The organism is Plantibacter flavus, assembly GCF_900177615.1.
Classification (GTDB): Bacteria; Actinomycetota; Actinomycetes; order Actinomycetales; family Microbacteriaceae; genus Plantibacter; species Plantibacter flavus.
Map to the genome: position 1 here is coordinate 205416 of NZ_FXAP01000001.1, position 24835 is coordinate 230250.

A 24835-nucleotide genomic window follows, 5' to 3' on the forward strand; every position below is an offset into this window, starting at 1 on the left:
CAAGCTCAGGGACCGCGGTGGGTGAATCAGGGACCGGGGATGGTGCCCGCGTGCGAGGGGTTCGGTCCCTGAGCCTGTCGAAGGGGAGTGCCTCGACCGGACGGTCCCTCGAACGACGAAGGCCCGCCCCGCGAACGGGACGGGCCTTGCAGTGCGTGGGCTCCTAGTTGCGGGAGATGGCCAGCAGACGCAGGATCTCGACGTAGATCCAGATGACCGTGACCATGATGCCGAAGGCGCCGGTCCAGCCGTACTTGGCGGGTGCGCGGTTCTGCACGCCGCGCTGGATGAAGTCGAAGTCGAGCACCAGCGAGTACGCACCCATCAGCACCGCGAAGATACCGATGACGATCCCGAGCGGGATGCCGAAGATCGTCGCGCCGTAGAGGCCGAACGGGTTGTTCAGCACGCCCGTGAACATGAGCACGAGGTTGAGGAGCTGGAAGACGCCGTAGCCGATGATGGCGACGAGGAAGACCTTCGTCAGCTTCTTGGAGGCACGGACCTTGCCGCTCGCGAAGAGCGCGAGTGTCACGCCGACGACGGCGAGGGTCGCGAGGACCGCCTGGACGACGACGCCCGACCAGGCCGGGTTCGCCTCGAAGACGCGCGAGATGCCGCCGACGAAGAGTCCCTGGAAGACGGCGTACCCGAGGATGAGCGCCGGGACCGGCTCCTTCTTGAAGGAGTTGACGAGACCGAGGCCGAGGCCACCGATCATGCCGATGATCATGGGGAGGGCGTAGCCGCTGCCTGCCTGCAGGAGAGAGGTCGTCCACATCCAGGAGATGACGGCGAACACGACGAGGACGGCGAACGAGCCGAGCGTCTTGACGAGCGTGTTCTCGATCGTCATGCGGTCGGCGGTGCCGACGCCCGCCGGTGCGGTGGGCTGTTCGTACATCTTGCGGAGCTGTTCGGCGGTCAGCGAGGGGTTCGCTGCTTGAGCTGCCTGCAGCGTCCCGCCTCCCTGCTTCGCGAATGCCGGGTTCTTCGAGAACGCGGGATTGTCGAGGGCCATGGCTGATTCCTACTCTCAGTCGTGGAGGCTGTGTCGCGCCAAGCGGCGCTGCTGACACCCAGAGTATCCGAGTTCCCTTTGAATCCGCCGGGTCGCGCGTGGAAAAGCCGGAACCACCGCGGATGTTCGCGGCGGGCTGACAGCCGGCACCCTGCGCGCACGTCGGAGCGTCGTCCTAGGCTGATGGCGTGCGCATCGACTCCCTGCCCAACCCGCTCGTCATCGGACACCGCGGGGCTCCCGGTTACCGCCCGGAACACACCGAGTCCTCCTATCGCCTGGCCGTCGCGCTGGGAGCGGACGCCGTCGAGCCCGATCTCGTGGCGTCGAAAGACGGCGTCCTCGTGGTCCGACACGAGAACGAGATCTCCGGGACGACCGACGTCGCCGCCCGACCGGAGTTCGCCGACCGACGGACGACGAAGCGCGTCGACGGCCACGAGCTGACCGGGTGGTTCACCGAGGACTTCACCTGGGCCGAGCTGTCGACCCTGACTGCACGTGAGCGGATCCCCGAGGTACGGATGGTGAGTGCGGGATTCGACGGCACCGAGGGCATCCTGCGGTTCGCCGACCTCGTCGCGGTCGTGCGCAGCGCGGCCGGAGCGCACCGACGACCCGTCGGCATCGTGGCCGAGGTGAAGCACGCCGACTACTTCGCGTCGATCGGCCTCCCGCTCGACCGGCTCCTGGCCGAGGAGCTCGCCGCCCTGGGCTTCGGCACCGAACCCGATGCCGAACCGCTCATCATCGAATCGTTCGAGCAGTCGGTCCTCACGGCGTTGCAGGCCCGTCGGGTGCAGGCGGAGTTCGTGTACCTCATCGAGCGGTCCGGCAGGCCGAGCGATCTCGTCGCCCGGCTGGGGGATGCGGCCCCGTCCTACGCCGATGCGATGACCGATGCCGGACTTGCTGCGCTCGCCCTCGAGGTCGACGCCATCAGCGTGGACAAGGCGATGCTCATCGACCTGGGCGACGACGGCGGCGCCCGGCCGACGGACCTCGTGGAGCGCGCCCACGCGGCGGGCCTGCGCGTCTACACCTGGACCCTCCGCCCTGAGAACCGGTTCCTCGCGCCACCCTTCCGGGACGGGGCTGATCCAGCGGCGGTCGGTCGATGGCTCGAGGAGTTCGTCCTGGTGCTCTCCTCGGGGGTCGACGGCTGCTTCGTCGACCAGGCCGACCTCGGCGTCGCCGCACGGTCGGCGGCCGGCGACCGTGCGGATCACCGCGACGGCGCTGCTCGGCCGAGCGATGTCGGAGGCAGCGCCTAGACTTGCAGGCGATATGGCGAGCTCTCCTTCTTCGAACGCCGACGCCGTGCAACCGGTGATCGTCGGCTGGCCCACGGCAACCGTTCCCGAGTCGTCCTCCGACGAGCGTGCCGGCGGGAGCCGGCTGCTGGAGGGGCTCAACCCCCAGCAACGGATCGCGGTGGAGTACCGGGGCCAGGCCCTGCTCATCGTCGCCGGTGCCGGGTCCGGCAAGACGAGTGTGCTCACCCGCCGCGTTGCGCTGCTGCTCGAGCAGCGGGAGGCCTGGCCGAGCCAGATCCTGGCGATCACGTTCACCAACAAGGCCGCCGCCGAGATGCGCGAGCGGGTGCAGGCGCTCGTCGGCCAGGCCGCGCAGGGCATGTGGATCTCCACCTTCCACTCCGCCTGCGTCCGCATCCTCCGCCGCGAGGCCGAGCACTTCGGCTTCACCAAGAACTTCACGATCTACGACAGCGGCGACCAACGTGCCCTGTTGAAGCGGATCATCAAGGAGCTCGAGGCCGACGCATACGGCTTCACGCCGTCGAACACCTCGGCGAAGATCTCGAAGCTCAAGAACGAGCTGTCGGACGTCGAGTCGTACTCCCGCACGATCAACACGAACGACCCGCAGGAACTCGTGTTCCTGCAGGTCTTCCGGAAGTACACGCGCGCACTGGCCGACGCGAACGCCTTCGACTTCGACGACCTCATCAGCCAGACGGTGTTCCTCTTCCGGGCGTTCCCGCATGTCGCCGCGCAGTACCAGCAGCGGTTCCGCCACATCCTCGTCGACGAGTACCAGGACACCAACCACGCCCAGTACTCGCTCATCCGGGAGCTCACCCGCGCGCCTGAGGCCGGCACGGATCAGCTCGCCACCACTCGCACCGAGGGTGCCTCGCTCACCGTCGTCGGCGACTCGGACCAGTCGATCTACGCCTTCCGCGGGGCCGACATCCGGAACATCACCGAGTTCGAGCGCGACTTCCCGGGTGCCAAGGTGGTGCTGCTCGAGCAGAACTACCGCTCCACGCAGAACATCCTCTCGGCGGCGAACGCGGTCATCTCCAACAACTTCGACCGCAAGGACAAGAAGCTCTGGACGGCCGTCGGCGACGGGGAGAAGATCGTCGGCTTCACGGGGTACTCCGGCCACGATGAGGCGCAGTTCATCGCCGACGAGATCGAGAAGCTCCGGAACGCGGGCACTGCCTACAGCGACATCGCGGTGTTCTACCGGACGAACGCCCAGACGCGTGCGCTCGAAGAGATCTTCATCCGTGCGGCCCTGCCATACCGGATCATGGGCGGCACCAAGTTCTACGAACGCGCCGAGATCAAGGACGCCCTCGCCTACCTCGTGTCGGTCGCGAACCCGGCCGACATCATGGCGCTGCGACGCATCCTGAACACGCCCAAGCGTGGCATCGGACCGGCGACGGAGACGGCGCTCGCGAGCTTCGCCGAGAACAACGGCGTCACCTTCCGCGAGGCCATGCGGCGCGCCGACGCCCTCGGGCTCGGGCCGAAGGTCACGAGCGCGATCCTGCAGCTGTCGGCGCTCCTCGACGAAGCGCAGGCCGCGCTCGACGATGCGGCTGCGGCCGACCGCCCGACGGCGTCCGCCACCGCGGTCGGCGACGTCCTGTCGCTCCTCATGACGAAGAGCGGCTATCTCGACTCGCTGCGCAACAGCCGTGACCCGCAGGATGAGGCACGCGCCGAGAACGTCGACGAGCTCATCGCCGTCACCAAGGAGTTCGCCAAGAACAACCCCGACGGCGGCATCGTCGACTTCCTGACCGAGGTCTCGCTCGTCGCCGCGGCCGACGACCTCGACGACGCGACGGGCAGCGTGTCGCTCATGACCCTGCACACGGCGAAGGGCCTCGAGTACGACGCGGTCTTCCTGACGGGCATCGAGGAGGACCTGCTCCCGCACCGGATGTCGGCGAACGAGCCTGGCGGCCCGGCCGAGGAGCGACGCCTGTTCTACGTCGGCATCACCCGTGCCCGCAAGCGTCTGTACCTCTCGCTGGCGATGACGCGTGCCCAGTACGGCGAGACGGCCGTCGCCATGCCCAGCCGCTACCTGCAGGAGATCCCGGCGGAACTGATCGAGTGGCGTCAGTCGCCTGGCAACGTCAACGGTCGTGGTGGCACGCAGTCGCGCGCCCTGAACGCCCGCCGTGCCCCCTCGAGCGACCGCTGGTCGGTCCGCTCGCTCCCTGAGGGCGCCTCCGCGGGCGATACTCGGTTCTCCGGCGGTTCGAGCAAGCCGGAGACGGCCTGGGCCAACCGCATCACGGCGAAGGTCCGCGACAACGGCGACCTCGAGCTCGTCCCCGGCGACCGCATCTCCCACGCGGACTTCGGACCAGGTCGGGTGAACGCGGTGACCGGTGAAGGCGCGAAGCGCATCGCCCATGTCCAGTTCGAGTCAGCCGGAGCGAAGAAGCTGCTGATCAAGATCGCACCCATCGAGAAGCTCGACTGACTGCGCTGGGGCGCGCACCGTCGGTCCGGCCGGTTCCCTGAGCGGAATCCAGCATCTAGGCTGATGCATCATGGGTCTGTTCTCCAAGCGCAACGCGTCCGATGCCCGATCTGCAGCCGTGGAGGCCGAGACTTCGGCGCCTGAGGATGAGGTGGATCCGGCCGCCGAAGCCCCGGAAACCGTGCCGCAGGTGTCGATCTCGGTCACGACGGTCAACGCAGCCGCTCGGACGCCGGAGGCGCCTGTCTCCGTGCCTGCTGCGGCGCCGGCCCCGGCGCCTGCGCCTGTCGAGCCTGATTCCAACGTCGACCTCGCGCAGGCGCTCACGGCGCTGGCCGAAGGCGGTGACGAGCGCGCGATGATGCACGTCCTGCGCCAGAGCATCCAGGGCAAGCTCCTGCTGTCCACGAGCCTTGACGGTGTCTCAGAGGAGGACAAGGCCGCGGGACGCGTCCCGCTCGGCGTCCACCGCGACCCGGAGGGTGCCGTCTACCTTCTCGCCTTCACCTCGCCTCGCGAGCTCGAGAAGACGCGGACTGCCGAGGGCCCCGTCTCCGGGGTCGCGGTGGACGCGGTGTGGGCGCTGCGTCAGGCGACCGGCGACGGGTACGCCGGCATCGTCCTGAACCCCGCCGACGGCAAGGCGAGTGCGGTCGTCCCGAAGACGCTGATCGTGCGTCTGTTCGGGGATGGCCGGAACAACGACCTCGCCAAGCAGGCGCTCGCCCAGCCTCGCGACGCCGACGCCCTCCAGCAGCTGGTGGCGGCACTCGCCGCGCACGGTGGGTTCGTAGCCGGTCGCGCCGAGGTCGACGAGGACGGCACTCGCAAGACCGTCGGCATCGCGGAGACCCGCCTCGGCGACCGTCGACTGCTGGAGGTCTTCACCTCGCCCATCGAGATCGCCGCACTGGGACGAGGGGATGACGCGTACCCGGTCACCGCAGCGGAACTCGCGGCCGCGCTCCGCAGCGACGAGGGCATCACCGGGATCATCGTGAACCCTGCGGCGCCGTGGCTGGACGTCGACCGCGCCCAGCTCGGACCCCTCCTCGGCGTGCGCTGAGCGCCGCACCCGCACCACTCGGAGTGATCCGCCCGCGGAGGGCGAGCAGGATGCCGCCGAGCGTGAGCGCTCCGATCGCCGCAGAGCCGGCCAGGAGCAGGGAGCGGTCGTCGGCGCCGGTCTCGGCGAGGCGTGCTTCGGGCACGGTCGGCGTCGAGGCGAGTGTGATCTCCGACGCGACCCCGAAGGCGGATCGCCAGGGGCGGATCATCGTCCCGCCGTTCTCCGGCAGGGTGTCGCTCGGCTCGATGCGCTCGACCCAGACGAAGTAGCCGTCCTCGGGGAGGACGCAGGACGGCGTCGTGTACTCGCCGGGGCCGGCATCAACGAGCGTCTCGACCTCGCAGACCACCGGTGCTCCGAGCGGGACCTCCGGTGCCTCGACCGGGCGCTCCGCGAACGGACCGAGCAGCTGGCTGCGGACGGTCACCGGGATCGGCGTGTACGGTCCACCCTCCGGCCCGATCAGGCCCCATTCCGCGGCGAGCCCGGTGCCGGTCGCGATGCCGACGGACAGCCGGTCGCTGATCTCGGTTCCCGGTGTCGCCGTCGCATGCGATGTGGTGGTGACGACGACCGGTTGGAAGGGGAGTGGTGTGGGGCGCTCGCGGTCGGCGCTCGCCCCGGCGGCGACCGTGATGGGGCGGGCGATGAGGACACTCTGCACGTTGGCCGCGCTTCGAGCGATCGTGAGGCCGGCCCCGTAAGGCAGCTCGCCGAAGGTGGCGTTCGCTGAGAAGGCCACGACCGCGGCATCGGTGCTCGGCAGGATCCGCAGGCTCTCACCGTTCCCGACGGCCCGTTCGGACCTGCCGTCCTCGAAGGTCGCGCCGTCGAGGGTGACCATGCCGGTGTGGGTGCCCGGCGGCAGGGTGGTGACGCCGGAGGAGATGAAGTCGACGGCGAGTTCCGTTCGGACGAGGTCGAATCCGTCCTCGCCGCGTTCGATGGTCATGGTCGCGCTCGCTCCCCGACTCGCACCGCCGGGTCCGTCGGCCTCGGCGAGCATCTGATGGGCCAGGGAGAGCACGCGGTCGGCGCTCGCTCCTGCCCGAGCGGCGATCTGCGCCGGCGTCCATCCGTTCAGGCCGGTGATGATCCAGGTGGCGAGCTGGCCCGCGGCCGCCTCGTCGGCGTCCTGGCTGGCGCCCCAGTGCCGCGAGAGGTAGGCCAGGCGGGCGGCGTCCTCCGGGGTGAACCATCCGAGCGATGATCCGTCGACGTGCTCGTAGGCGTGACCCGGCGGGATCGGGAGGTCGAGGTTGATGCAGAATCCGACCGTCCCGTCGTCGAAGGCCCACGAGCCGAGCCAGCGGCCGTTCGATGCGTCGCGGTGGCCGTACGCGGCGCCGGTCGCGGTCAGTGCGGAGGATGCGGTGGCGTCGCCGAGGACGATGCCGAGGGCGAGCGTCAGCAGGATCGGGACGGCCGCCAGGAGCCGGAGGATCCGCGGTCTGCCGCCGTGGAGGCGGCCGGTCTGGGGGAGGTGGTGTGTTGTCATGCCCCCATCGTGCGAACCGCGGCACCTCGAACAGCCGGGCGAGGATCCGAATGTGGACGGGACGGCTTCGCCAGCGGGCTGTGGAGGGTGGTGCTGGAACGACGTCAGCCGAGGTGGCGGGCCGCCTCCGCGCGATCCCGCTCTCGCATCGCCCGGAGGTACCAGGCGGAGGGTGCCGCACGGAGTCGATGCGGAAGACGCGGCCAGACGGCCCGCGCGACGGCGACCCGCCGCGCGAAGCGACGCTGCTGCCGCGGCGTCCAGCGGAACCCGTAGGCGCTCCGCAAGCCGCCGGGCAGCAGTCCCGCCGTCACGAGCCGGACGAGCGGGAGCAGGCACCGGACGGGGAACGGTGCCGCGCGCGCGGTCAGGAGTTCGACCGAGACGCGGCGCGCCTCCGCGGTGACGTGGAGTCCCGCGACCCGGGCTACGAAGTACTCGTCGAACGCGGCCCGGGTCGGAGGCCAACGGTCGGGCGGGAGCTGCAGGCTCGTCCCCACGATCGCGTACTCACGGTGCAGGCGCTCCCGCGACTCCTCGTCGAGCGGACCGGACACGAGCTCGTAGACCTGGACGGCGGTGTCGTACAGCGTGGCCGCGACCCAGAGTTGCGCGTCGTGGTCGAACGCCGAGTACCCGGGAGCGGCCTCGCCCGGCAACGCACGGACCGGCGCATGGGCGTGGTTCACCCGCCGGGCCGCGCTGCGCTGCTCGTCCGGCGTGCCGAGGGCGAGCGCGTAGACGAAGGTGAGGGTGGCGTGCAGCCGGTCGAGCGGACGGGAACCGAAGTCGCTGTGCCGCGCCACCCCGGCGGCGACCGAGGGGTCCGCGATCTGGAGCAGGATGGCCCGTCCGGCGCCAGCGACGAGGATGCCCTCGCGAGCGAGGTCCGCCATGCCGGTCATGGACCCGACCTTAGTCGTTCACTGTGAACGTCCGGTTGCGGCGCAGCGCTGGGGGTAGAGTCGTCACTGGCCCTTTTTCTCTCGCCGCCGAGATAACGCGCGGCCGAAAATCGCCACGACAATCACAGCAGAACGCGCGAAGCGCGGATGGGAATGACACGTGGATCTTTACGAGTATCAGGCACGAGACCTGTTCGAGCAGTACGAGGTGCCGGTCCTCGCCGGCATCATCGCCGACACCCCGGACGAGGTGCGGGCCGCGGCCGAGCGTCTCGGCGGCGTGGTCGTCGTGAAGGCGCAGGTGAAGGTCGGAGGCCGCGGCAAGGCCGGCGGCGTCAAGGTCGCCAAGACCCCCGACGAGGCCTACGAGGCGGCGAAGTCCATCCTCGGACTCGACATCAAGGGTCACGTCGTCAAGCGCGTGATGGTCGCGGCCGGCGCACGCATCGCCCAGGAGTTCTACTTCTCGGTGCTGCTCGACCGCGCCAACCGGTCCTACCTGTCGCTCACGAGCGTCGAGGGCGGCATGGAGATCGAGCAGCTCGCGGTCGAGAAGCCCGAGGCGCTCGCGCGCATCGAGGTGAACCCGCTCACCGGTGTCGACAAGGCGGCCGCGGTCGAGATCGCGAAGGCTGCGAACTTCCCCGAGGAGCTCGTCGACCAGGTCTCCGACGTCTTCGTGAAGCTCTACGACGTCTACAAGGGTGAGGACGCGACGCTCGTCGAGGTCAACCCGCTCGTCCTCACGGAGGAGGGGCGCATCGTCGCCCTCGACGGCAAGGTCTCGCTCGACGAGAACGCCGCCTTCCGCCACCCGAACCACGCCGAACTCGAAGACACCGCAGCCGAGGACCCCCTGGAGCTCAAGGCCAAGGAGAACGACCTCAACTACGTCAAGCTCGACGGCGAGGTCGGCATCATCGGCAACGGCGCTGGGCTCGTCATGTCGACGCTCGACGTCGTCGCCTACGCGGGCGAGCAGCACGGCGGCGTGAAGCCGGCCAACTTCCTCGACATCGGCGGCGGCGCCTCGGCCGAGGTCATGGCCGCTGGCCTCGACGTCATCCTCGGCGACGCCCAGGTGAAGAGCGTGTTCGTCAACGTCTTCGGCGGTATCACGGCCTGCGACGCGGTCGCGAACGGCATCGTGAAGGCGCTCGAGATCCTCGGTGACGCAGCGACGAAGCCGCTCGTGGTCCGCCTCGACGGCAACAAGGTCGCGGAAGGCCGCGAGATCCTCGCCGCCGCCGCGCACCCGCTCATCACGCTCGCCGCAACCATGGACGAAGGCGCCGACAAGGCCGCCGAGCTGGCTTCGAAGTAAGGGATCGCACAAGCATGTCAATCTTCCTCAACAAGGACTCCAAGGTCATCGTCCAGGGCATCACCGGCGGCGAGGGCACCAAGCACACGGCGCTCATGCTGAAGGCCGGCACCCAGGTCGTCGGTGGCGTCAACGCTCGCAAGGCCGGCACGACCGTCACCCACGACGGCGGCGTCGAGCTTCCCGTGTTCGGCACGGTCGCCGAGGCCATCAAGGAGACCGGCGCAGACGTGTCGATCGCCTTCGTGCCCCCGGCATTCACGAAGGACGCGGTGATCGAGGCCATCGACGCCGAGATCCCGCTGCTCGTCATCATCACCGAGGGTGTGCCGGTCGGCGACTCCGCGGAGTTCTGGGCCTACGCCCAGTCGAAGGGCTCGAAGACCCGCATCATCGGCCCCAACTGCCCCGGCATCATCACGCCTGGCGAATCCCTCGTCGGCATCACGCCGGCGAACATCGCCGGCAAGGGCCCCATCGGCCTCGTGTCGAAGTCGGGAACCCTCACGTACCAGATGATGTACGAGCTGCGCGAGATCGGTTTCTCGACGGCGATCGGCATCGGCGGCGACCCGATCATCGGCACGACGCACATCGACGCGCTCGCCGCGTTCGAGGCAGACCCCGAGACCAAGGCCATCGTCATGATCGGTGAGATCGGTGGCGACGCCGAGGAGCGCGCGGCCGACTTCATCAAGGCGAACGTCACGAAGCCGGTCGTCGGCTACGTCGCGGGCTTCACCGCGCCCGAGGGCAAGACGATGGGCCACGCCGGCGCGATCGTCTCGGGCTCCGCGGGCACCGCGCAGGCGAAGAAGGAGGCCCTCGAGGCCGCCGGCGTCAAGGTCGGCAAGACGCCGAGCGAGACCGCCGACCTCATGCGCGAGATCATCGCCTCGCTGTAACACCTGCAGCTCGACTGCGACCACGACGCGGCGCCCGGATCGGGCGTCGCGTCGTGGCGTTTCGGCCCACGCACGCCGTGTGCCTGACCGTCCGCGCGCGCGGCTCCAGGTAGGGTCGAAGACGCATGAACCGTCTGACCGTCGCCCTCCTCGCCGCCCTCGATGCCACCCTCGCCGTGGCCATCGGCATCGGTGTCGCACTCGTCCCACTCCTCGCCCTGTGGGCCCTGCACTTCCAGTTGGACGTCGACCCGGCCGCGCTCTGGCGTGGGGCCGTCGACATCTGGGCGCTCGGCAACGGCTCGAGCATGCGCATCACCCTCGACACGGCCCTCGTCACCCAGCTCGGGCTGCCCGCCGGGATGGAGCCGTTCCTCGTCTCCCTGGCGCCCCTCGCCTTCACGATCGGCACGGTCCTGTTCGGCCTGCGTACCGGAGCCCGCGCGGCGCGCAGCACCTGGTGGCAGGGGGCCGTCGTGCTGTCGGTGCTCGTGTTCGCCCTGCTGTCCTTCCTCGTGACCCTCACCGCCCTCCACCCGGCGGTGCGTCCCTCGATCGTCCAGGGGACCCTCGCGCCGACCGTGCGCTTCGCAGGCGGGGTCGTGGTCGCCGCGCTGTGGGTCCGGTTCCGTGAGCAGGACGCGGCCGATCCGATCCTCGACGGACTCCGCGCGATGCGAGACCGGATGCCGGACGGGACCTGGGCGATGGTCGTCGCGGCCCTTCGTGGTGGAGCACTCGCCGCCACCGGACTCGTGGCGGTCTCCGCGGTCCTGACCGCCGTCCTCATCGCCGTCGGCTACGGCGCCATCATCTCCCTGCACGAGAGCGCGCAGTTCGGAGTCCTGGGTGGTGCCATCGTCACCGGCGCCGAACTCCTGTACCTCCCGAACCTCGTGATCTGGGCCGTGAGCTGGATCACCGGCGCGGGCTTCGCCATCGGGAGCGGCACAGCGATCTCGCCGATCGGCACGCTCGTCGGGCCCGTGCCGGCCGTGCCGGTCCTCGGTGCCATCCCGACGGGGGAGAGCCCGCTCGGGTTCGCGGTCCTCGTGGTCCCCGTCGTCATCGGATTCGCCGCTGCCGTGGTGCTGCGCCGTCGTCTGCTCGTCGACCTCGACGGGCGTGGCGGGCTCGCACGGCTAGCGGTCGTCGGTCTCGGCGTCGGGGTCACCGCGGGCATCATCGTCGGTGTCCTCGCCGCCCTCTCGGCGGGCGCGGCAGGCCCAGGTCGTCTCATCGAGGTCGGCCCGAACGGTTGGGCGACGGGCCTGTGGACCACGCTGACGGTCGGGATCGCGGCCGTGGTCGGCATGGCGGCCGGTCCGACGCATCTCGCCGAGGAGGACCGCCTCCCGGAGCTGCACGCCCAGCCGAGCGGCCGGGGTGCCCGCGACCGATAGGATGCTCTGGTGCTGTCACTCGTCGTGCTGATCTCCGGTGGCGGATCCAACCTCCGCGCCCTCCTCGAAGCCTCACGCGACGCGGATTTCCCCGCTCGCGTCATCGCCGTCGGTGCCGATCGGGAGGCTGACGGCCTCGCTCACGCCGAGGAGTTCGGCATCCCGTCGTTCACCGTCCCCTACTCGTCCTTCGACTCGCGGGCGGAATGGGGCGCGGCGCTCCTCGAACAGATCCGGGTCTGGAACCCGGACGTCCTCGTCCTCAGTGGCCTCATGCGCCTCCTCCCGCCCGTCGTCGTCGACGCCCTCTCGCCGCGCATCATCAACACGCACCCCGCGTACCTCCCCGAGTTCCCGGGAGCGCACGGCGTCCGGGACGCGCTGGCGGCAGGCGCCTCGCAGACCGGGGCATCGATCATCGTCGTCGACAACGGCGTCGACGCGGGACCGATCATCTCGCAGGAGCGCGTCCCCGTCCTGCCCGAAGACACGGAGCACAGCCTCCACGAGCGGATCAAGCCGGTGGAGCGTCGACTCCTCGTCCAGGCCGTCCGCGACCTCGCCACCGGAACCATCGACCTCGAGGCGCTCTCCACGGCGTCCCGCCCGCCAGCAGAAGGAGCACCCCAGTCATGAGCGGTCCCAGCCACGACCACAGCCTCTACCGCGAACGCGACCTCGTCCCCGTCCGCCGGGCGCTGATCTCGGTCAGCGACAAGACCGGGCTGCTCGAGCTCGCCGGCGCACTCGCCGCAGCGGGCGTCGAGATCGTCTCCACCGGATCCACCGCGGCGACCATCCGCGGTGCGGGCCACACGGTGACCGACGTGGCCGAGGTCACCGGCTTCCCCGAGTCGCTCGACGGTCGCGTCAAGACCCTGCACCCCTCGGTGCACGCGGGACTCCTCGCCGACCTGCGGCTCGAGTCCCACGAAGCCCAGCTCGCCGAGCTCGGTATCGAGCCGTTCCAGCTCGTCGTCGTGAACCTGTACCCCTTCGTCGAGACGGTCGCGAGCGGTGCCGCCGGTGACGACGTCGTCGAGCAGATCGACATCGGTGGACCGGCGATGGTGCGCGCCTCGGCGAAGAACCACGCCAACGTCGCGATCGTCGTCTCGCCCGAGCGCTATGGGCTGATCACCGAGGCCGTCGCCGCCGGCGGCACCACGCTCGCTCAGCGTCGCTCGCTCGCCGCGCAGGCCTTCGACCACACCGCCTCGTACGACGCGGCGGTGTCCGCGTGGTTCGCGAGCACGGAGACGACCGAGGCGGACGCCTTCCCCAGCACGCTGACCGTCACCGGTCGTCGCGAGGCGGTGCTGCGCTACGGCGAGAACTCGCACCAGGCCGCGGCGCTGTACGTCCGTCCGGGTGGTGCCGGGATCGCCCAGGCGACGCAGTTGCACGGCAAGGAGATGTCGTACAACAACTACGTCGACGCCGACGCGGCGGTCCGCGCGGCCTACGACTTCGCCAACCCCGCCGTCGCGATCATCAAGCACGCGAACCCGTGCGGTATCGCCTTCGCGAACCCGAAAGCACCCGACCCGATCGCCTCGGCCCACCGTCGGGCGCACGAGTGCGACCCGGTCTCCGCCTTCGGTGGCGTCATCGCCGCCAACCGCGTCGTGACCCTCGGCATGGCCGAGACGGTCAAGGAGATCTTCACCGAGGTGCTCGTCGCCCCGGGCTTCGAGGACGCCGCGCTCGAGGTGCTCAAGACGAAGAAGAACCTGCGGCTCCTGCAGCTGCCGGAGGACTTCGTGCGCGAGGACCGCGAGGTCCGGCAGATCTCGGGTGGCCTGCTCTTCCAGGACGCGGACCGCTTCGCCGACGACCCGCAGGACACCGCCAAGGGCTGGACGCTCGTCACGGGCGAACCGGCCGACGACGACACCCTGCTCGACCTCATCTTCGCGTGGAAGGCGTGCCGCTCGGTGAAGTCGAACGGCATCCTGCTCGCGAAGGGCAGTGCGAGCGTGGGTGTCGGCATGGGTCAGGTCAACCGCGTCGACTCCTGCCACCTCGCCGTGAGCCGAGCCGGTGACCGCGCCGCGGGTTCCGTCGCGGCCTCGGACGCCTTCTTCCCGTTCGCCGACGGCCTGCAGGTCCTGCTCGACGCCGGCGTGCGCGCGGTCGTGCAGCCCGGAGGTTCCGTCCGCGACGAAGAGGTCATCGCTGCGGCCGAAGCGGCCGGCGTGACCATGTACTTCACGGGGGAGCGTCACTTCTTCCACTAGGCCGTGCCGTCCGCCCCTGTGGGGGTTCTGGGCAGGCTCGTGGTGATCTCCCAGCGGCGTCGGGCCCTCGTGGCCTGACGCCGCTGTTTCGTTGAGCTACGGTTGTCTGATGACCGCCACCTGGAGCCGCAAGCTCATCGCATCCGCCGCCGCCGCCGTCGCGACCATCGTCGTGGGCTTCCTGGGGGTCATGTTCGTCACGTTCGTCGGCTACCAGTTCGCCGGGACGATCTTCGCCCAGGCGAGCCCGTACTTCTTCGAGAGCACGATCATCACGTTCGTGCTGCTGCTGATCGTGGGCGTCGTCGGCCTCTACCGGTACCGACTCCTCGCCCTGTTGGGCGGCGCCGCCCTCGCCGTCATCGGAGCGCTCCTCGGACTCATCGTCCAGGTGGCGACGACGGGGCAGCCCATCGACAGCACCGTGCTCGGCAGCATCGTCGCGACGCTCATCAGCCTCAACCTCGTCTTCGTGGTCGTCGTCGCGCTCTCCGCTGCCTTCATCGGATACCCCGTGTACTGGATGGTCGTCCGCACGCAGGACGCCGTGCTCGACGACGGACGCCGGATCGCACTCGTGCGGATGCCCGCCTCCAACCTCGCTGAAGGCCTCGTGACGCACCTGGAGCGCACGCCGATCGACACCGAACTCGCCGACAAGCAGTGGGACGCGTACGTCGCAGCGTTCGACGCCGCCGGCTGGGACACCACCGAGGTCTCCTGGGCCGACCAGCTCGCCGACTCCGTCTTCATCGAGGACGCCGTCATCGTGATCGGCGACGTCGCCGTGGTGACCCGTCCGGGCGCCGAGAGCCGTCGCCCCGAGGTCGTCGCCGCCGAGACCACCGCCCGTGAGCTCGGCCTCCGGATCCACCGGATCGACGGCGAAGGCACCCTCGAGGGTGGCGACGTCCTCCGGGTCGGCACGACCGTCTACGTCGGTCGCAGCGGCCGCACCAACGCCGAAGGCGTCCGGCAGCTCCGAGCCATCCTCGCGCCGCTCGGGTTCGACGTCGTGGCGGTCCCCGTCACGACGGCCCTCCACCTGAAGTCGACGGTCACCGCGCTTCCCGACGGGACCGTGCTCGTCCACCCCGACCTCGTCGAGGACCCGTCCTTCTTCGGTCGCCACCTCGTCGTGCCCGAGCGTGAGGGCGTCGCTGTGGTCGAACTCGCGGAGGACACCGTGCTCATCTCCGCAGCCGCTCCCCAGACGGCCGCGCTGCTCGAGGACCGCGGCTACACCGTGGTCCAGGTGGACATCAGCGAGTTCGAGAAGCTCGAGGGCTGCGTGACCTGCCTGTCCGTGCGGGTCAGCTGAGCCGATCGTGGAGCAGCAGGCTGGAGCGCGCGGCGGTCGGGATCTGAGCCGGAGGACCGTCGCACAGCGATTGGACATCCCGCTCGAGATGGCCAGACACCACGGGATCCCGCCGTTCTGGTCGGCGGACCAGTTGGCGGCGTTCCTGGCCGACCCGCCGGCCTGGTACGTGCAGTCCCGCGCGAACCGGACCGGGAAACGGCCGGTCTGGGTGGAGTTGCAGTGCACGATCTGCGGCACCCGTGAGACGCTCCGCCCGAAGAAGTGGTGGCCGGAGTTCTCGATGGTGAGCTGCTCGTGGCACGGCGCGGACGAGCTGCCTCCGGTGCCTGAGGGCGCCCGTCGGCGCGAGGTCGACGGGATCGGGGCCTTCGTCGGCATCGTCGACGAACCGACCTCCTGACGACGAGTCCATTCGGCCGGTGCGTGCAACCGCATGGATCCCTTGCAGCCTGACGGCCGATTCCCATAGTCTGGTCTGCTGCGCCGAACCTCGTTCACCGTGATCGGTCGCCGTCCGCGTTCGAGTGCGACCTGTGCACCCGGCCCGCGGCTCTCGCCCCACAGGATGAGGAGGATGCCATGACGCTCTCGAACCACACCGCGCTCGCGCCGACGGTCGATCGTGCCCGCTCCGCCTCGAGCCGCCGCCCTGTGGCCGTCCCGCCGCCAGCCGGACGCGCCGCCGCAGCGGACGCCGACGCATCGCACTAGCGCCAGGCAGTCCACCTCTCCATCCGTCCGGCCTCGTCCGGGCCCGTCACCGGATGCTGCGACCTCGCACTGCGACCTCGCCCTCCGGCTGTTCCACGACCATCATTCCGTCGGTGATCGACGTCACCGACACTCTCGCAAGGAATCCCCGCAATGACTCCGCTCGGCGATGAACGCCGTCCTGTCCAACCGCGTCAGAGCACCTTCCGTGCCCTGATGCGGATCTACCCGTTCGCGAAGACGGCCATGCCGCGGATCGTGCTCGGCATGGTCGCCGCGCTCGTCGCCGGCCTGGTGGCCCTCGCGATCCCGCTCGTGCTGCAGGCCCTCGTCGACGGTCCGCTCTCGACCGGCGACTCCTCGCAGATCTGGCCGGCGGTGCTCGTGGTCCTCGCGCTCGGCGTCCTCGAGGCGGTCATGATCGCGCTGCGCCGCTGGTTCGTCCTGACTCCTGGGACGCACGTCGAGGCGCGGATGCGCAATGCGCTGTTCGCCAAGCTGCAGGACCTCCCCGTGACCTTCCACGACCGCTGGCAGAGCGGGCAGCTGCTCTCCCGCGCCGTCAGCGACCTCGGACTCATCCGCCGCTGGATCTCGTTCGGCTTCGTGCTCCTGATCGTCAACGGCGTCACGATCGTCATCGGTGCCGTCATCCTGTTCACCTGGAACTGGCTGCTCGGGCTCATCTTCATCGCGCTCGCCATCCCCGTGTGGGTGTTCGGGTTCACCTTCGAGGGGCGGTACTCGGTGATCGCCCGGCGCAGCCAGGACCAGGCCGGCGACCTGGCGACCGCCGTCGAGGAGTCCGTCCACGGCATCCGGGTGCTCAAGGCGTTCGGTCGAGGCAAGCACGCCCTGCGGAGCTTCGCGTCGCGCGCCGAAGACCTACGGGGCACCGAGATCGAGAAGGCCAAGGCCATCGCGGGGATCTGGTTCTGGCTCGTCCTGTTGCCGGACGTCGCCTTCGCGCTCTGCCTGTTGGCGGGGGTCTGGCTCGCGTCGATCGGCGAACTCACCGTCGGTCAGCTGTTCGCCTTCTTCGCGACGGCCACGATCCTGCGGTTCCCGATCGAGTCGATCGGCTTCCTACTCGCGATGACCTTCGACACCCGCACGGCGACCGACCGGTATTTCGAGGTCATCGACTCGGTCAACACGATCACCGACCCCGAGCACCCGGAGCACATCCGTGAGCCGCGCGGTGAGCTCGTGTTCGAGGACGTGCACTTCCGCTACCAGGACGCACCCGACCGCTATGCGGACGTGGTGAACGGCGTCGACCTCCGGCTCGAGCCGGGGGAGACCATGGCACTCGTCGGTCTGACAGGGTCCGGGAAGTCGACCATCACGGCACTGACCACCCGCCTGTACGACGTCACGGGTGGGCGGATCCTGCTCGACGGGGTCGACATCCGGGCGCTCACCCGGGAGGACCTGCGCCGGCACATCGCGATGGCGTTCGAGGATGCGACCCTCTTCTCGGCGAGCGTCAAGGAGAACGTCCTCCTCGGGCGGGACGACATCGACCTCGAGTCCGTGGAGGCCGATCGGATCCTGCGTGAGGCGCTCGACATCGCCCAGGCCGGGTTCGTCGACGAACTGCCGAACGGCGTCGAGACGATGGTGGGTGAGGAGGGACTCAGCCTGTCCGGTGGGCAGCGTCAGCGGCTCGCACTCGCCCGCGCGGTGGCCGCCCGGCCGGAGGTGCTGGTGCTGGACGACCCGTTGTCGGCGCTCGACGTCGACACCGAGGCGCTCGTCGAGGCGGCGCTCCGCCGAGTGCTCGCCTCGACCACGGCCCTGATCGTCGCCCACCGACCGAGCACCGTCACCCTCGCGGACCGCGTCGCCCTCCTGGAGGACGGTCGCATCACCGCGGTCGGTCGCCACACCGAGCTGCTGCAGCACAACGCCCATTACCGCTACGTGATCTCGAGTCTGGAAGACGACGAACGAGAGACCAACCGCCAGGAGGTGAACCTGTGACCCCGCCGACGACCGTCCACGGAGTGGAGGGTGAGGAGCGCGACGACCTCACCAGTGACGAGTCCGCGCACATCCGGCGACGCTCGCTGCGTCTGCTCGGATCGCTGCTCGCGCCCCTGCGGCTGCGCGTCATCGCCGCGATGACCATCGTCGTGGTGTCGACCGCCGCCCAGGTCGCCGGGCCCGCGCTGATCGCCCTCGGCATCGACCGCGCCCTCCCGGCCGTCCTGGAACGCGCCGACTGGATGCCGGCCTTCCTCGTGGTCGGCGCGTACCTGCTGACCGGTGCGCTCGGAGCGACGCTCATCTCCTGGTACACCGTGCTCGCGGCACGGATCAGCCAGGCGATCCTGATCGACCTCCGGAAGCGCGTGTTCCTGCAGACGCAGCGGCTCAGCCTCGACTTCCACGAGAGCTACACCTCGGGTCGCATCATCTCCCGGCAGACGAGCGACCTCGACTCCATCCGTGAGCTGCTCGACTCCGGCATCAACCAGCTCGTGTCCGGCGTGCTGTACATGGGGTTCACCGCCGTGGCCCTCGTCCTGGTGGACTGGGTCAGCGGTCTGGTGCTGCTCGGTTCGCTCATCCCGCTGTTCGTGCTCACCCGCTGGTTCCAGCTCCGCTCGCAGCGGATGTTCCGCGAGTCGCGGGTCCGTTCGGCGAAGCTCATCGTGTTCTTCGTGGAGGCGATGACCGGCATCCGTGCCGTGAAGGCGTTCCGGAAGGAGCGGCGGAACGAGCGCGCGTTCGGCGAGCTCGTGGAGCAGTACCGCGACACCAACGCCCGGGTCATCCAGCTGTTCGGGGTGTTCGATCCCGGACTGGTGTTCATCGGCAACGTCTCCGTCGCCGTGGTGCTCCTCGTCGGCGGGTTCCGGGTCGCGGATGGACAGCTCGCGATCGGAGCGCTGCTCGCGGCGCTCCTCTACACGCGTCGATTCTTCGACCCGATGGAGGAGATGGCGATGTTCTACAACTCCTACCAGTCGGCCGCTGCGGCGCTCGAGAAGATCTCCGGCGTGCTGGAGGAGCGTCCCGGGGTGCCAGACCCGGTGGCGCCGGTCGACCTGTGGACGTCACAGGGGCGCATCACCTTCGACGATGTGACGTTCGCGTACGCCGCCGATCGGGTGGTGCTCCCGAAGTTCGACCTCGAGATCCCGGCCGGGCAGACCATCGCGCTCGTCGGTACGACCGGCGCGGGCAAGTCCACGCTCGCGAAGCTCATCAGTCGGTTCTACGACCCGACCGACGGTGCGGTGCGCCTCGACGGCATCGACCTGCGCGACCTGCACCCGAAGGACCTCCGTCGGGCGATCGTCATGGTGACGCAGGAGGCCTACCTGTTCTCCGGCTCGGTCGCCGACAACATCGCGTTGGGGAAGCCCGACGCGACGATCGAGGAGATCACGGCTGCCGCGAAGGCCGTCGGCGCGCACACCTTCATCGAGGCGTTGCCGAACGGCTACGACACCGACGTGAACAAGCGCGGTGGTCGGGTCTCGGCCGGCCAGCGGCAGCTCTTGTCGTTCGCACGGGCCTTCCTCGCGGATCCGGCCGTGCTGATCCTCGACGAAGCGACCGCCTCGCTCGACATCCCGAGCGAGCGACTCGTCCAGGAGGCGCTGCAGACCCTGCTCGCGGACCGCACCGCGATCATCATCGCGCACCGGTTGTCGACCGTCGCGATCGCCGACCGGGTGCTCGTGATGGAGCACGGCCGGGTGATCGAGGACGGCGCGCCCGCGGAGCTCATCGGCGGGACGGGGCGGTTCGCTGCGATGCACGCGGCCTGGCGGTCCTCGGTCGGCTGACCCGCACCACGTTGGCGTGTCCACGGGGTCCTCCGGTGACGGAGTGACCCCGTGGGCACTACACCTCGTCTCGTCGACCTGCCACAATGAGCGGATGACCAGTCTGGAACCGCGTTCGCTGCGAGTCGCCGTCGCGGACGATGCGGTGCTCCTCCGCGAGGGTGTCGCGCAGATCCTCAAGGCGGGTGGTCACGACGTGGTCGGATCGTTCGGCTCGGCGGTCGACCTGGTCGATCGCATCGATGCGGGGCTCCAGCTCGACGCCGTCGTGCTCGACATCCGGATGCCGCCCACCCACACCGACGAGGGCATCGTCGCCCTCGAGCAGTTGCGGGCGTCGGGCTTCGCCGCCGGGGTGCTCCTGCTGAGCACCTACGCCGTGCCGTCCTACGCGGTCCGCGCGCTCGGCTCCGGTGGCGGTACCGGTTACCTGCTGAAGGATCGCGTCGCCGACTCCGGAACGCTCGTCGACGCCGTGGAGCGCGTGGCGGCAGGTGAGTCCGTCGTGGATCCCGAGGTCGTCTCCCTGCTCGTCGCGGAGCGGACCCGGTCCGACGGGCTCGACCACCTCACGGAGCGGGAACGCGAAGTCCTCACACTCATGGCCGAGGGACGGTCGAACTCCGGCATCGCGAAGGCGCTGGTCGTCAGTCTCAAGACCGTCGAAGCACACATCAGCCGCATCCTGGCCAAGCTCGGACTCGAGGACTCACCGGCGGACCACCGCCGCGTCCTCGCGGTCGTGCGATGGCTGGAACACACGGATGGCTGACGGTCGCCCACACGGACGGGCGACGTCGCTGCCGATCCCGGCACCTGCCGGCCGCGGTCGACTGCCGTGGCCGCTGCGACTCGGCATCCTACTCGCCGCTGCGCTCGCGTGCGTCCTGTCGGTCGTGTTCGGCGTCGTCCAGCCGGGCGTCGCCGACGGCAACGGTCTGCCCTGGTTGGTGGGCCACCTCGCGGCGCTGGTGGCGGCCGGGCTGATCTGGTGGCTCGCTCCGACGGCCACTCCTGGCTGGGTGATCGTCGGGTACGCGCTGGCCGAGACGGCCTACATGTGGGCATACGGCGTCGACGCGGGCTGGCTCTGGCCGCTCCTCATGTCGATCTCCGTTCTCCCGGGCGTCGCGCTGGTATGGCTGGCGCTGGCCTTCCCCGCCGGGCGGCTGCGGCGCGGCTTCGATCGGCGGCTCGTCATCACCGCGTCGGTGTACCTCGTCACCTATGCGATCGTGACGCTCCTGGTGACGCCGACCCACGTGCTCGACGCCAGCCACGAGCGGAGTCGGTACGCCGTCCTCGCCGCCGGAGACGTGGCCGACGTGCTCGGTCGGGTCCATGCGGGAGTCATGGGGGCCTTCGCGGTCGTGGTCGCGGGTGTCGTGCTCCTGCGGTGGGCACGGAGCAGCGGAGCGGCCAGACAGGTGGCCTTCATCATGCCGGTCGCGTTCGTGTTGTGGCTCGTCATCGGCGTGGTGTGGTCCCTCGTCCGCCTGGGGGGGTTGGCCTGAGCACCTCCGGCTCGTCGTCGAGGACCTCAACGCGTTCTCGGTGGTGCTCGTTCCTGCCGCGTACGCGACGGGTCTCATCCGGATGCGGACGATCCGCTCCAGGGCCGTCGACCTCGTGCAGACCGGACAGCTGAGCGAGACCGGCCACGACCGCTGGGACGGTGCGGTGAAGACCGTCCTCGGCGACCGCACCGCCCGGCTCGTCTGGCCGGGATCGCAGCGGACGACCGACCGGGACGCACGTGGGCGCGCCATGTCGAGCGTCGGCGACGCGGACGCGCCGCTCGTGTACATCGAGCACGACGCGGCTCTGCTCGACAATCCGCAGTTGCTCCGGTCGGTGTCGGCGTCGCTGCGCATCATGATCGACAACGAACGACTCACTGCTGAACTCCGCCACTCGTTACGGGAGGTGAGCCGGTCGCGGTTGCGCATCGTGCAGGCGGCCGACGAAGCGCGCCGGCGCGCGGAACGCGACCTGCACGACGGCTCGCAGCAGCAGCTGTTCTCCGTCGCGCTGCGGCTCCGGATGGCGAGCGACGCGGCACGCGCCGACGGCCAAGTCGTCCTGGCCGACGGCCTCGAGACCACCATCGACCAGCTCGCGAGCGCCATCAAGGAGCTCCGCGAACTCGCCCGAGGACTGCATCCGGCGCTCCTGGCCGAGGGCGGACTGGTGCCGGCGATCGCCGAACTCGGGCGCCGGTGCACCGTCGTCACCAAGGTCACCGTCGAGCTGCGCGAGCGCCCTGGGCAGCTCATCGAGGCGACCGTCTACTACGTCGTCTCGGAGTGCCTGGCCAACGTCACGAAGTACTCCGGGGCGTCCAGCTGCGAGGTGGTCGTCTCCGACGACCCCGACGGCGGGATCAGGGTCGTCGTGGCTGACGACGGGGTCGGCGGTGCCGATCCTGCGCGGGGGAGTGGACTGCGCGGCCTCGCGGACCGCGTCGACGCCGTCGGCGGGACGATGCGCGTCGAGAGCCCGGTCGGTGCCGGGACGGTCGTCGCGATCCACCTTCCCGGCTGATCGGGCTCGAAGCCCGTCAGTACAGCAGCGCCTCACGGCCCAGACGGTACCGCCCGCCGCTCATCGGGACGATCGGTGTGCCTTCGGCTTCGTAGTGCTCCAGTGCGCGATCCTCGTGCCCCGTCGGAGGGAGACCGCCCGACCGGACGACGCGCCACCAGGGCACGGCGTGGCCGTACTGCGCCATCACGCGACCGACGCCGCGCGCGGACTTCGACCCCAGGATCGACGCGACCTGGCCGTAGCTCAGGGCGCAACCCTCGGGGATGTCGGCGACGACGGCCAGCACGGCCTCGGCGAACGCCTCAGCCGAGTCCGTCCGTGACGATCCGTTCACGGCCTCAGAGGCTGATGCTGCCGATGGTCTCGCCATACTGCGTCTCACCGACGGGGGTGAAGCCGACACGGAGGAAGAACGCCTCGGGTCCGAGGTCGCCGGGCTCGTAGATGACATTGACGTGATCGAAATCGCGCCGCTTGGCTTCCTCGATGAGCGAGGCCACCGCGAACCGGCCGACGCCGCGGCCCTGGTCGTCGGCGTCGACGTTGATGCGCCACAGGGCGGAGCGGAACTCCTCCTGCGTCGACTCGTGGTCGAAGTTGGCGGAGATGAAGCCGACGACCTCGTCGCCGTCGAGGATGACACGCTGCCAGGAGGTGGCGGGGTTCACGACCGCGGCCGCCACCGCGTAGGACACCGGGGCGATGAACTGCTCCTGCCCGGGTTTCATGGTGAGCGCGTTGACCGCCACGATCGTCGATGCGGACAGTTCTTCCAGACGCAGCTCAGCCATGTCCTTAGGCTAACCGGTCGAGCCGACCGCGGATAGTCCGGCCCCGGGGCGACACGCGGTGACCGTCGACTTCCACGGCCGACCCACAGCTGAGGTCTGGGACGGAACCAGGCCATCCGCAACTGTCTCGATGTCAAGAGACCTGGCGGGTCTTGTAAGCTAGGGCATGGCCGTGCCGTCCACCTTTCGGATGCGGTCTCCTCCATGCCATGCGGAGCACTCCACCGCGTGCGCACCTCCGTAGGCCGCTCGGCTCAGGGCGGCATCAGAAAGGACAACCAGTGTCGAAGATCAAGGTCGAAGGCACCGTCGTCGAACTCGACGGCGATGAGATGACTCGCATCATCTGGCAGTTCATCAAGGACTCGCTCATCCACCCCTACCTCGATGTGAACCTCGAGTACTACGACCTCGGCATCGAGAAGCGTGACGAGACGGACGACCAGATCACGATCGACGCCGCACACGCCATCCAGAAGCACGGCGTCGGCGTCAAGTGCGCGACCATCACCCCCGACGAGGCCCGTGTCGAGGAGTTCGGTCTCAAGAAGATGTGGCGGAGCCCGAACGGTACCATCCGCAACATCCTCGGCGGCGTCATCTTCCGCGAGCCCATCATCATCTCGAACATCCCGCGTCTCGTGCCCGGGTGGAACAAGCCGATCATCATCGGCCGCCACGCGTTCGGCGACCAGTACCGCGCGACCGACTTCCTGTTCAAGGGTGAGGGCAAGCTCACGGTCGAGTTCACGCCCGACGACGGCTCGGAGCCGCAGAAGTTCGAGGTCTTCCAATCGCCCGGCGACGGCATCGCACAGGTGCAGTACAACCTCGACGCGTCGATCCGCGACTTCGCGCGTGCGAGCCTCAACTACGGCCTGAACCGCAACTACCCGGTGTACCTCTCCACGAAGAACACCATCCTCAAGGCCTACGACGGCCGGTTCAAGGACATCTTCCAGGAGATCTTCGACGCGGAGTTCAAGGAGCAGTTCGAGGCTGCCGGCATCACCTACGAGCACCGACTCATCGACGACATGGTCGCCTCGGCCATGAAGTGGGAGGGCGGTTACGTCTGGGCCTGCAAGAACTACGACGGCGACGTGCAGTCCGACACCGTGGCGCAGGGCTTCGGCTCGCTCGGCCTCATGACGAGCGTGCTGGCCACGCCCGACGGCAAGATCGTGGAGGCGGAGGCCGCACACGGCACCGTCACGCGCCACTACCGCCAGCACCAGCAGGGCAAGCCCACGTCGACGAACCCGATCGCCTCGATCTTCGCGTGGACCCGTGGCCTGCAGCACCGAGGCGTGCTCGACGGCAACCAGGAGCTCATCGAGTTCGCGGCGACCCTCGAGGACGTCGTCATCAAGACGGTCGAGTCCGGTGCCATGACGAAGGACCTCGCGCTCCTCGTCGGCCCCGACCAGGCCTACCAGACGACCGAGGAGTTCCTCGAGACCATCTCGGCGAACCTCAAGGCTCGCCTGGCCTGATGACGTCGGCCTGACCGGCGCCAGCACCACACGGACGGGGTC

Annotated in this window: 22 protein-coding genes; 17 read left to right on the forward strand and 5 right to left on the reverse strand. The window is 69.5% G+C overall.

Features of this window, described 5'->3' with window-relative positions:
- Window positions 1-163: 163 nt before the first annotated feature.
- Window positions 164-1021 carry a Bax inhibitor-1/YccA family protein gene (locus B9Y95_RS00965; protein WP_064296659.1) on the reverse strand — a complete coding sequence of 286 codons (858 nt, stop codon included), beginning with the start codon at window positions 1019-1021 and terminating at the stop codon, window positions 164-166.
- A 194-nt stretch (window positions 1022-1215) separates the two neighbouring features.
- Here B9Y95_RS00965 and B9Y95_RS00970 point away from each other — a divergent pair, with 194 nt between their 5' ends.
- The 3 genes from B9Y95_RS00970 to B9Y95_RS00980 all read left to right on the forward strand — a co-directional run bounded on the left by B9Y95_RS00970 (window position 1216) and on the right by B9Y95_RS00980 (window position 5843).
- Window positions 1216-2295, forward strand: a complete 1080-nt coding sequence (locus B9Y95_RS00970; protein WP_123539789.1) for a glycerophosphodiester phosphodiesterase family protein — start codon at window positions 1216-1218, stop codon at window positions 2293-2295.
- A gap of 13 nt (window positions 2296-2308) precedes the next feature.
- Window positions 2309-4777: an ATP-dependent helicase gene (locus B9Y95_RS00975; RefSeq protein WP_079705283.1), complete on the forward strand. Its 2469-nt coding sequence runs from the start codon at window positions 2309-2311 to the stop codon at window positions 4775-4777.
- Between the two features lie 70 nt (window positions 4778-4847).
- A complete protein-coding gene (locus tag B9Y95_RS00980) occupies window positions 4848-5843 on the forward strand; it encodes an SseB family protein (RefSeq protein ID WP_085510271.1) in 996 nt (331 codons plus the stop codon).
- On the opposite strand, the gene B9Y95_RS00985 is transcribed toward B9Y95_RS00980, so the two are convergent.
- Window positions 5770-7344, reverse strand: a complete 1575-nt coding sequence (locus tag B9Y95_RS00985) for a thioester domain-containing protein (protein WP_085510272.1) — start codon at window positions 7342-7344, stop codon at window positions 5770-5772. The two genes, B9Y95_RS00980 and B9Y95_RS00985, sit on opposite strands and share 74 nt — an antisense overlap.
- Before the next feature lie 104 nt (window positions 7345-7448).
- Window positions 7449-8249 carry an oxygenase MpaB family protein gene (locus B9Y95_RS00990; protein ID WP_085510273.1) on the reverse strand — a complete coding sequence of 267 codons (801 nt, stop codon included), beginning with the start codon at window positions 8247-8249 and terminating at the stop codon, window positions 7449-7451.
- A gap of 160 nt (window positions 8250-8409) precedes the next feature.
- On the opposite strand from B9Y95_RS00990, the gene sucC reads away from it, so the two are divergent.
- The 13 genes from sucC to B9Y95_RS01045 all read left to right on the forward strand — a co-directional run bounded on the left by sucC (window position 8410) and on the right by B9Y95_RS01045 (window position 22503).
- On the forward strand, window positions 8410-9573 hold the full coding sequence (gene sucC / locus B9Y95_RS00995) for an ADP-forming succinate--CoA ligase subunit beta (RefSeq protein ID WP_064296654.1): 1164 nt from the start codon (window positions 8410-8412) through the stop codon (window positions 9571-9573).
- Between the two features lie 14 nt (window positions 9574-9587).
- A complete protein-coding gene (sucD, locus tag B9Y95_RS01000) occupies window positions 9588-10478 on the forward strand; it encodes a succinate--CoA ligase subunit alpha (protein ID WP_064296653.1) in 891 nt (296 codons plus the stop codon).
- A gap of 125 nt (window positions 10479-10603) precedes the next feature.
- Complete coding sequence (locus B9Y95_RS01005; protein WP_085510274.1) at window positions 10604-11881, forward strand: cell division protein PerM; 1278 nt, start codon at window positions 10604-10606, stop codon at window positions 11879-11881.
- 9 nt (window positions 11882-11890) lie between these two features.
- A complete protein-coding gene (gene purN, locus B9Y95_RS01010) occupies window positions 11891-12517 on the forward strand; it encodes a phosphoribosylglycinamide formyltransferase (RefSeq protein WP_085510275.1) in 627 nt (208 codons plus the stop codon).
- Complete coding sequence (purH, locus tag B9Y95_RS01015) at window positions 12514-14121, forward strand: bifunctional phosphoribosylaminoimidazolecarboxamide formyltransferase/IMP cyclohydrolase (protein WP_085510276.1); 1608 nt, start codon at window positions 12514-12516, stop codon at window positions 14119-14121. Before purN ends, purH begins: the two co-directional genes overlap by 4 nt.
- A gap of 109 nt (window positions 14122-14230) precedes the next feature.
- Window positions 14231-15442 carry a dimethylargininase gene (gene ddaH, locus B9Y95_RS01020; RefSeq protein WP_085510277.1) on the forward strand — a complete coding sequence of 404 codons (1212 nt, stop codon included), beginning with the start codon at window positions 14231-14233 and terminating at the stop codon, window positions 15440-15442.
- 88 nt (window positions 15443-15530) lie between these two features.
- Window positions 15531-15845: a hypothetical protein gene (locus B9Y95_RS01025; RefSeq protein WP_085511014.1), complete on the forward strand. Its 315-nt coding sequence runs from the start codon at window positions 15531-15533 to the stop codon at window positions 15843-15845.
- Between the two features lie 179 nt (window positions 15846-16024).
- Complete coding sequence (locus tag B9Y95_RS21070) at window positions 16025-16156, forward strand: hypothetical protein (RefSeq protein ID WP_268808491.1); 132 nt, start codon at window positions 16025-16027, stop codon at window positions 16154-16156.
- Between the two features lie 153 nt (window positions 16157-16309).
- Entirely contained in the window at window positions 16310-18142 is a 1833-nt protein-coding gene (locus B9Y95_RS01030) for an ABC transporter ATP-binding protein (protein WP_085510278.1), read from the forward strand.
- Complete coding sequence (locus B9Y95_RS01035) at window positions 18139-19959, forward strand: ABC transporter ATP-binding protein (protein ID WP_085510279.1); 1821 nt, start codon at window positions 18139-18141, stop codon at window positions 19957-19959. Before B9Y95_RS01030 ends, B9Y95_RS01035 begins: the two co-directional genes overlap by 4 nt.
- Before the next feature lie 94 nt (window positions 19960-20053).
- Window positions 20054-20731 carry a LuxR C-terminal-related transcriptional regulator gene (locus tag B9Y95_RS01040; protein ID WP_123539688.1) on the forward strand — a complete coding sequence of 226 codons (678 nt, stop codon included), beginning with the start codon at window positions 20054-20056 and terminating at the stop codon, window positions 20729-20731.
- Complete coding sequence (locus B9Y95_RS20600) at window positions 20724-21473, forward strand: hypothetical protein (protein ID WP_159453308.1); 750 nt, start codon at window positions 20724-20726, stop codon at window positions 21471-21473. Before B9Y95_RS01040 ends, B9Y95_RS20600 begins: the two co-directional genes overlap by 8 nt.
- Window positions 21474-21513: 40 nt before the next feature.
- Window positions 21514-22503 carry a sensor histidine kinase gene (locus tag B9Y95_RS01045; RefSeq protein ID WP_159453309.1) on the forward strand — a complete coding sequence of 330 codons (990 nt, stop codon included), beginning with the start codon at window positions 21514-21516 and terminating at the stop codon, window positions 22501-22503.
- Window positions 22504-22519: 16 nt separating this feature from the next.
- Here B9Y95_RS01045 and B9Y95_RS01050 read toward each other — a convergent pair whose 3' ends face one another.
- Together B9Y95_RS01050 and B9Y95_RS01055 are read right to left on the reverse strand one after the other, a co-directional pair.
- Window positions 22520-22840 (reverse strand): MGMT family protein, encoded by a 321-nt coding sequence (locus tag B9Y95_RS01050; RefSeq protein ID WP_234993926.1) that lies wholly within the window; start codon window positions 22838-22840, stop codon window positions 22520-22522.
- A 4-nt stretch (window positions 22841-22844) separates the two neighbouring features.
- A complete protein-coding gene (locus tag B9Y95_RS01055; RefSeq protein ID WP_085510282.1) occupies window positions 22845-23297 on the reverse strand; it encodes a GNAT family N-acetyltransferase in 453 nt (150 codons plus the stop codon).
- A 281-nt stretch (window positions 23298-23578) separates the two neighbouring features.
- Here B9Y95_RS01055 and B9Y95_RS01060 point away from each other — a divergent pair, with 281 nt between their 5' ends.
- The gene (locus B9Y95_RS01060) at window positions 23579-24793 is read left to right on the forward strand and encodes an NADP-dependent isocitrate dehydrogenase (protein ID WP_079705296.1); all 1215 of its coding nucleotides are present in this window, start codon (window positions 23579-23581) and stop codon (window positions 24791-24793) included.
- The last annotated feature ends 42 nt before the right edge of the window (window positions 24794-24835 follow it).

Excerpts from the sequence above, each read along its gene's own strand:
- B9Y95_RS00965 (WP_064296659.1), bottom strand. The coding sequence starts at position 1,021 with ATGGCCCTCGACAATCCCGCGTTCTCGAAGAACCCGGCATTCGCGAAG.
- B9Y95_RS00975 (WP_079705283.1), top strand. The coding sequence starts at position 2,309 with ATGGCGAGCTCTCCTTCTTCGAACGCCGACGCCGTGCAACCGGTGATC.
- B9Y95_RS00980 (WP_085510271.1), top strand. The coding sequence starts at position 4,848 with ATGGGTCTGTTCTCCAAGCGCAACGCGTCCGATGCCCGATCTGCAGCC.
- B9Y95_RS00985 (WP_085510272.1), bottom strand. The coding sequence starts at position 7,344 with ATGACAACACACCACCTCCCCCAGACCGGCCGCCTCCACGGCGGCAGA.
- B9Y95_RS00990 (WP_085510273.1), bottom strand. The coding sequence starts at position 8,249 with ATGACCGGCATGGCGGACCTCGCTCGCGAGGGCATCCTCGTCGCTGGC.
- sucD (WP_064296653.1), top strand. The coding sequence starts at position 9,588 with ATGTCAATCTTCCTCAACAAGGACTCCAAGGTCATCGTCCAGGGCATC.
- B9Y95_RS01005 (WP_085510274.1), top strand. The coding sequence starts at position 10,604 with ATGAACCGTCTGACCGTCGCCCTCCTCGCCGCCCTCGATGCCACCCTC.
- purH (WP_085510276.1), top strand. The coding sequence starts at position 12,514 with ATGAGCGGTCCCAGCCACGACCACAGCCTCTACCGCGAACGCGACCTC.
- ddaH (WP_085510277.1), top strand. The coding sequence starts at position 14,231 with ATGACCGCCACCTGGAGCCGCAAGCTCATCGCATCCGCCGCCGCCGCC.
- B9Y95_RS01025 (WP_085511014.1), top strand. The coding sequence starts at position 15,531 with ATGGCCAGACACCACGGGATCCCGCCGTTCTGGTCGGCGGACCAGTTG.
- B9Y95_RS21070 (WP_268808491.1), top strand. The coding sequence starts at position 16,025 with ATGACGCTCTCGAACCACACCGCGCTCGCGCCGACGGTCGATCGTGCC.
- B9Y95_RS01030 (WP_085510278.1), top strand. The coding sequence starts at position 16,310 with ATGACTCCGCTCGGCGATGAACGCCGTCCTGTCCAACCGCGTCAGAGC.
- B9Y95_RS01040 (WP_123539688.1), top strand. The coding sequence starts at position 20,054 with ATGACCAGTCTGGAACCGCGTTCGCTGCGAGTCGCCGTCGCGGACGAT.
- B9Y95_RS20600 (WP_159453308.1), top strand. The coding sequence starts at position 20,724 with ATGGCTGACGGTCGCCCACACGGACGGGCGACGTCGCTGCCGATCCCG.
- B9Y95_RS01055 (WP_085510282.1), bottom strand. The coding sequence starts at position 23,297 with ATGGCTGAGCTGCGTCTGGAAGAACTGTCCGCATCGACGATCGTGGCG.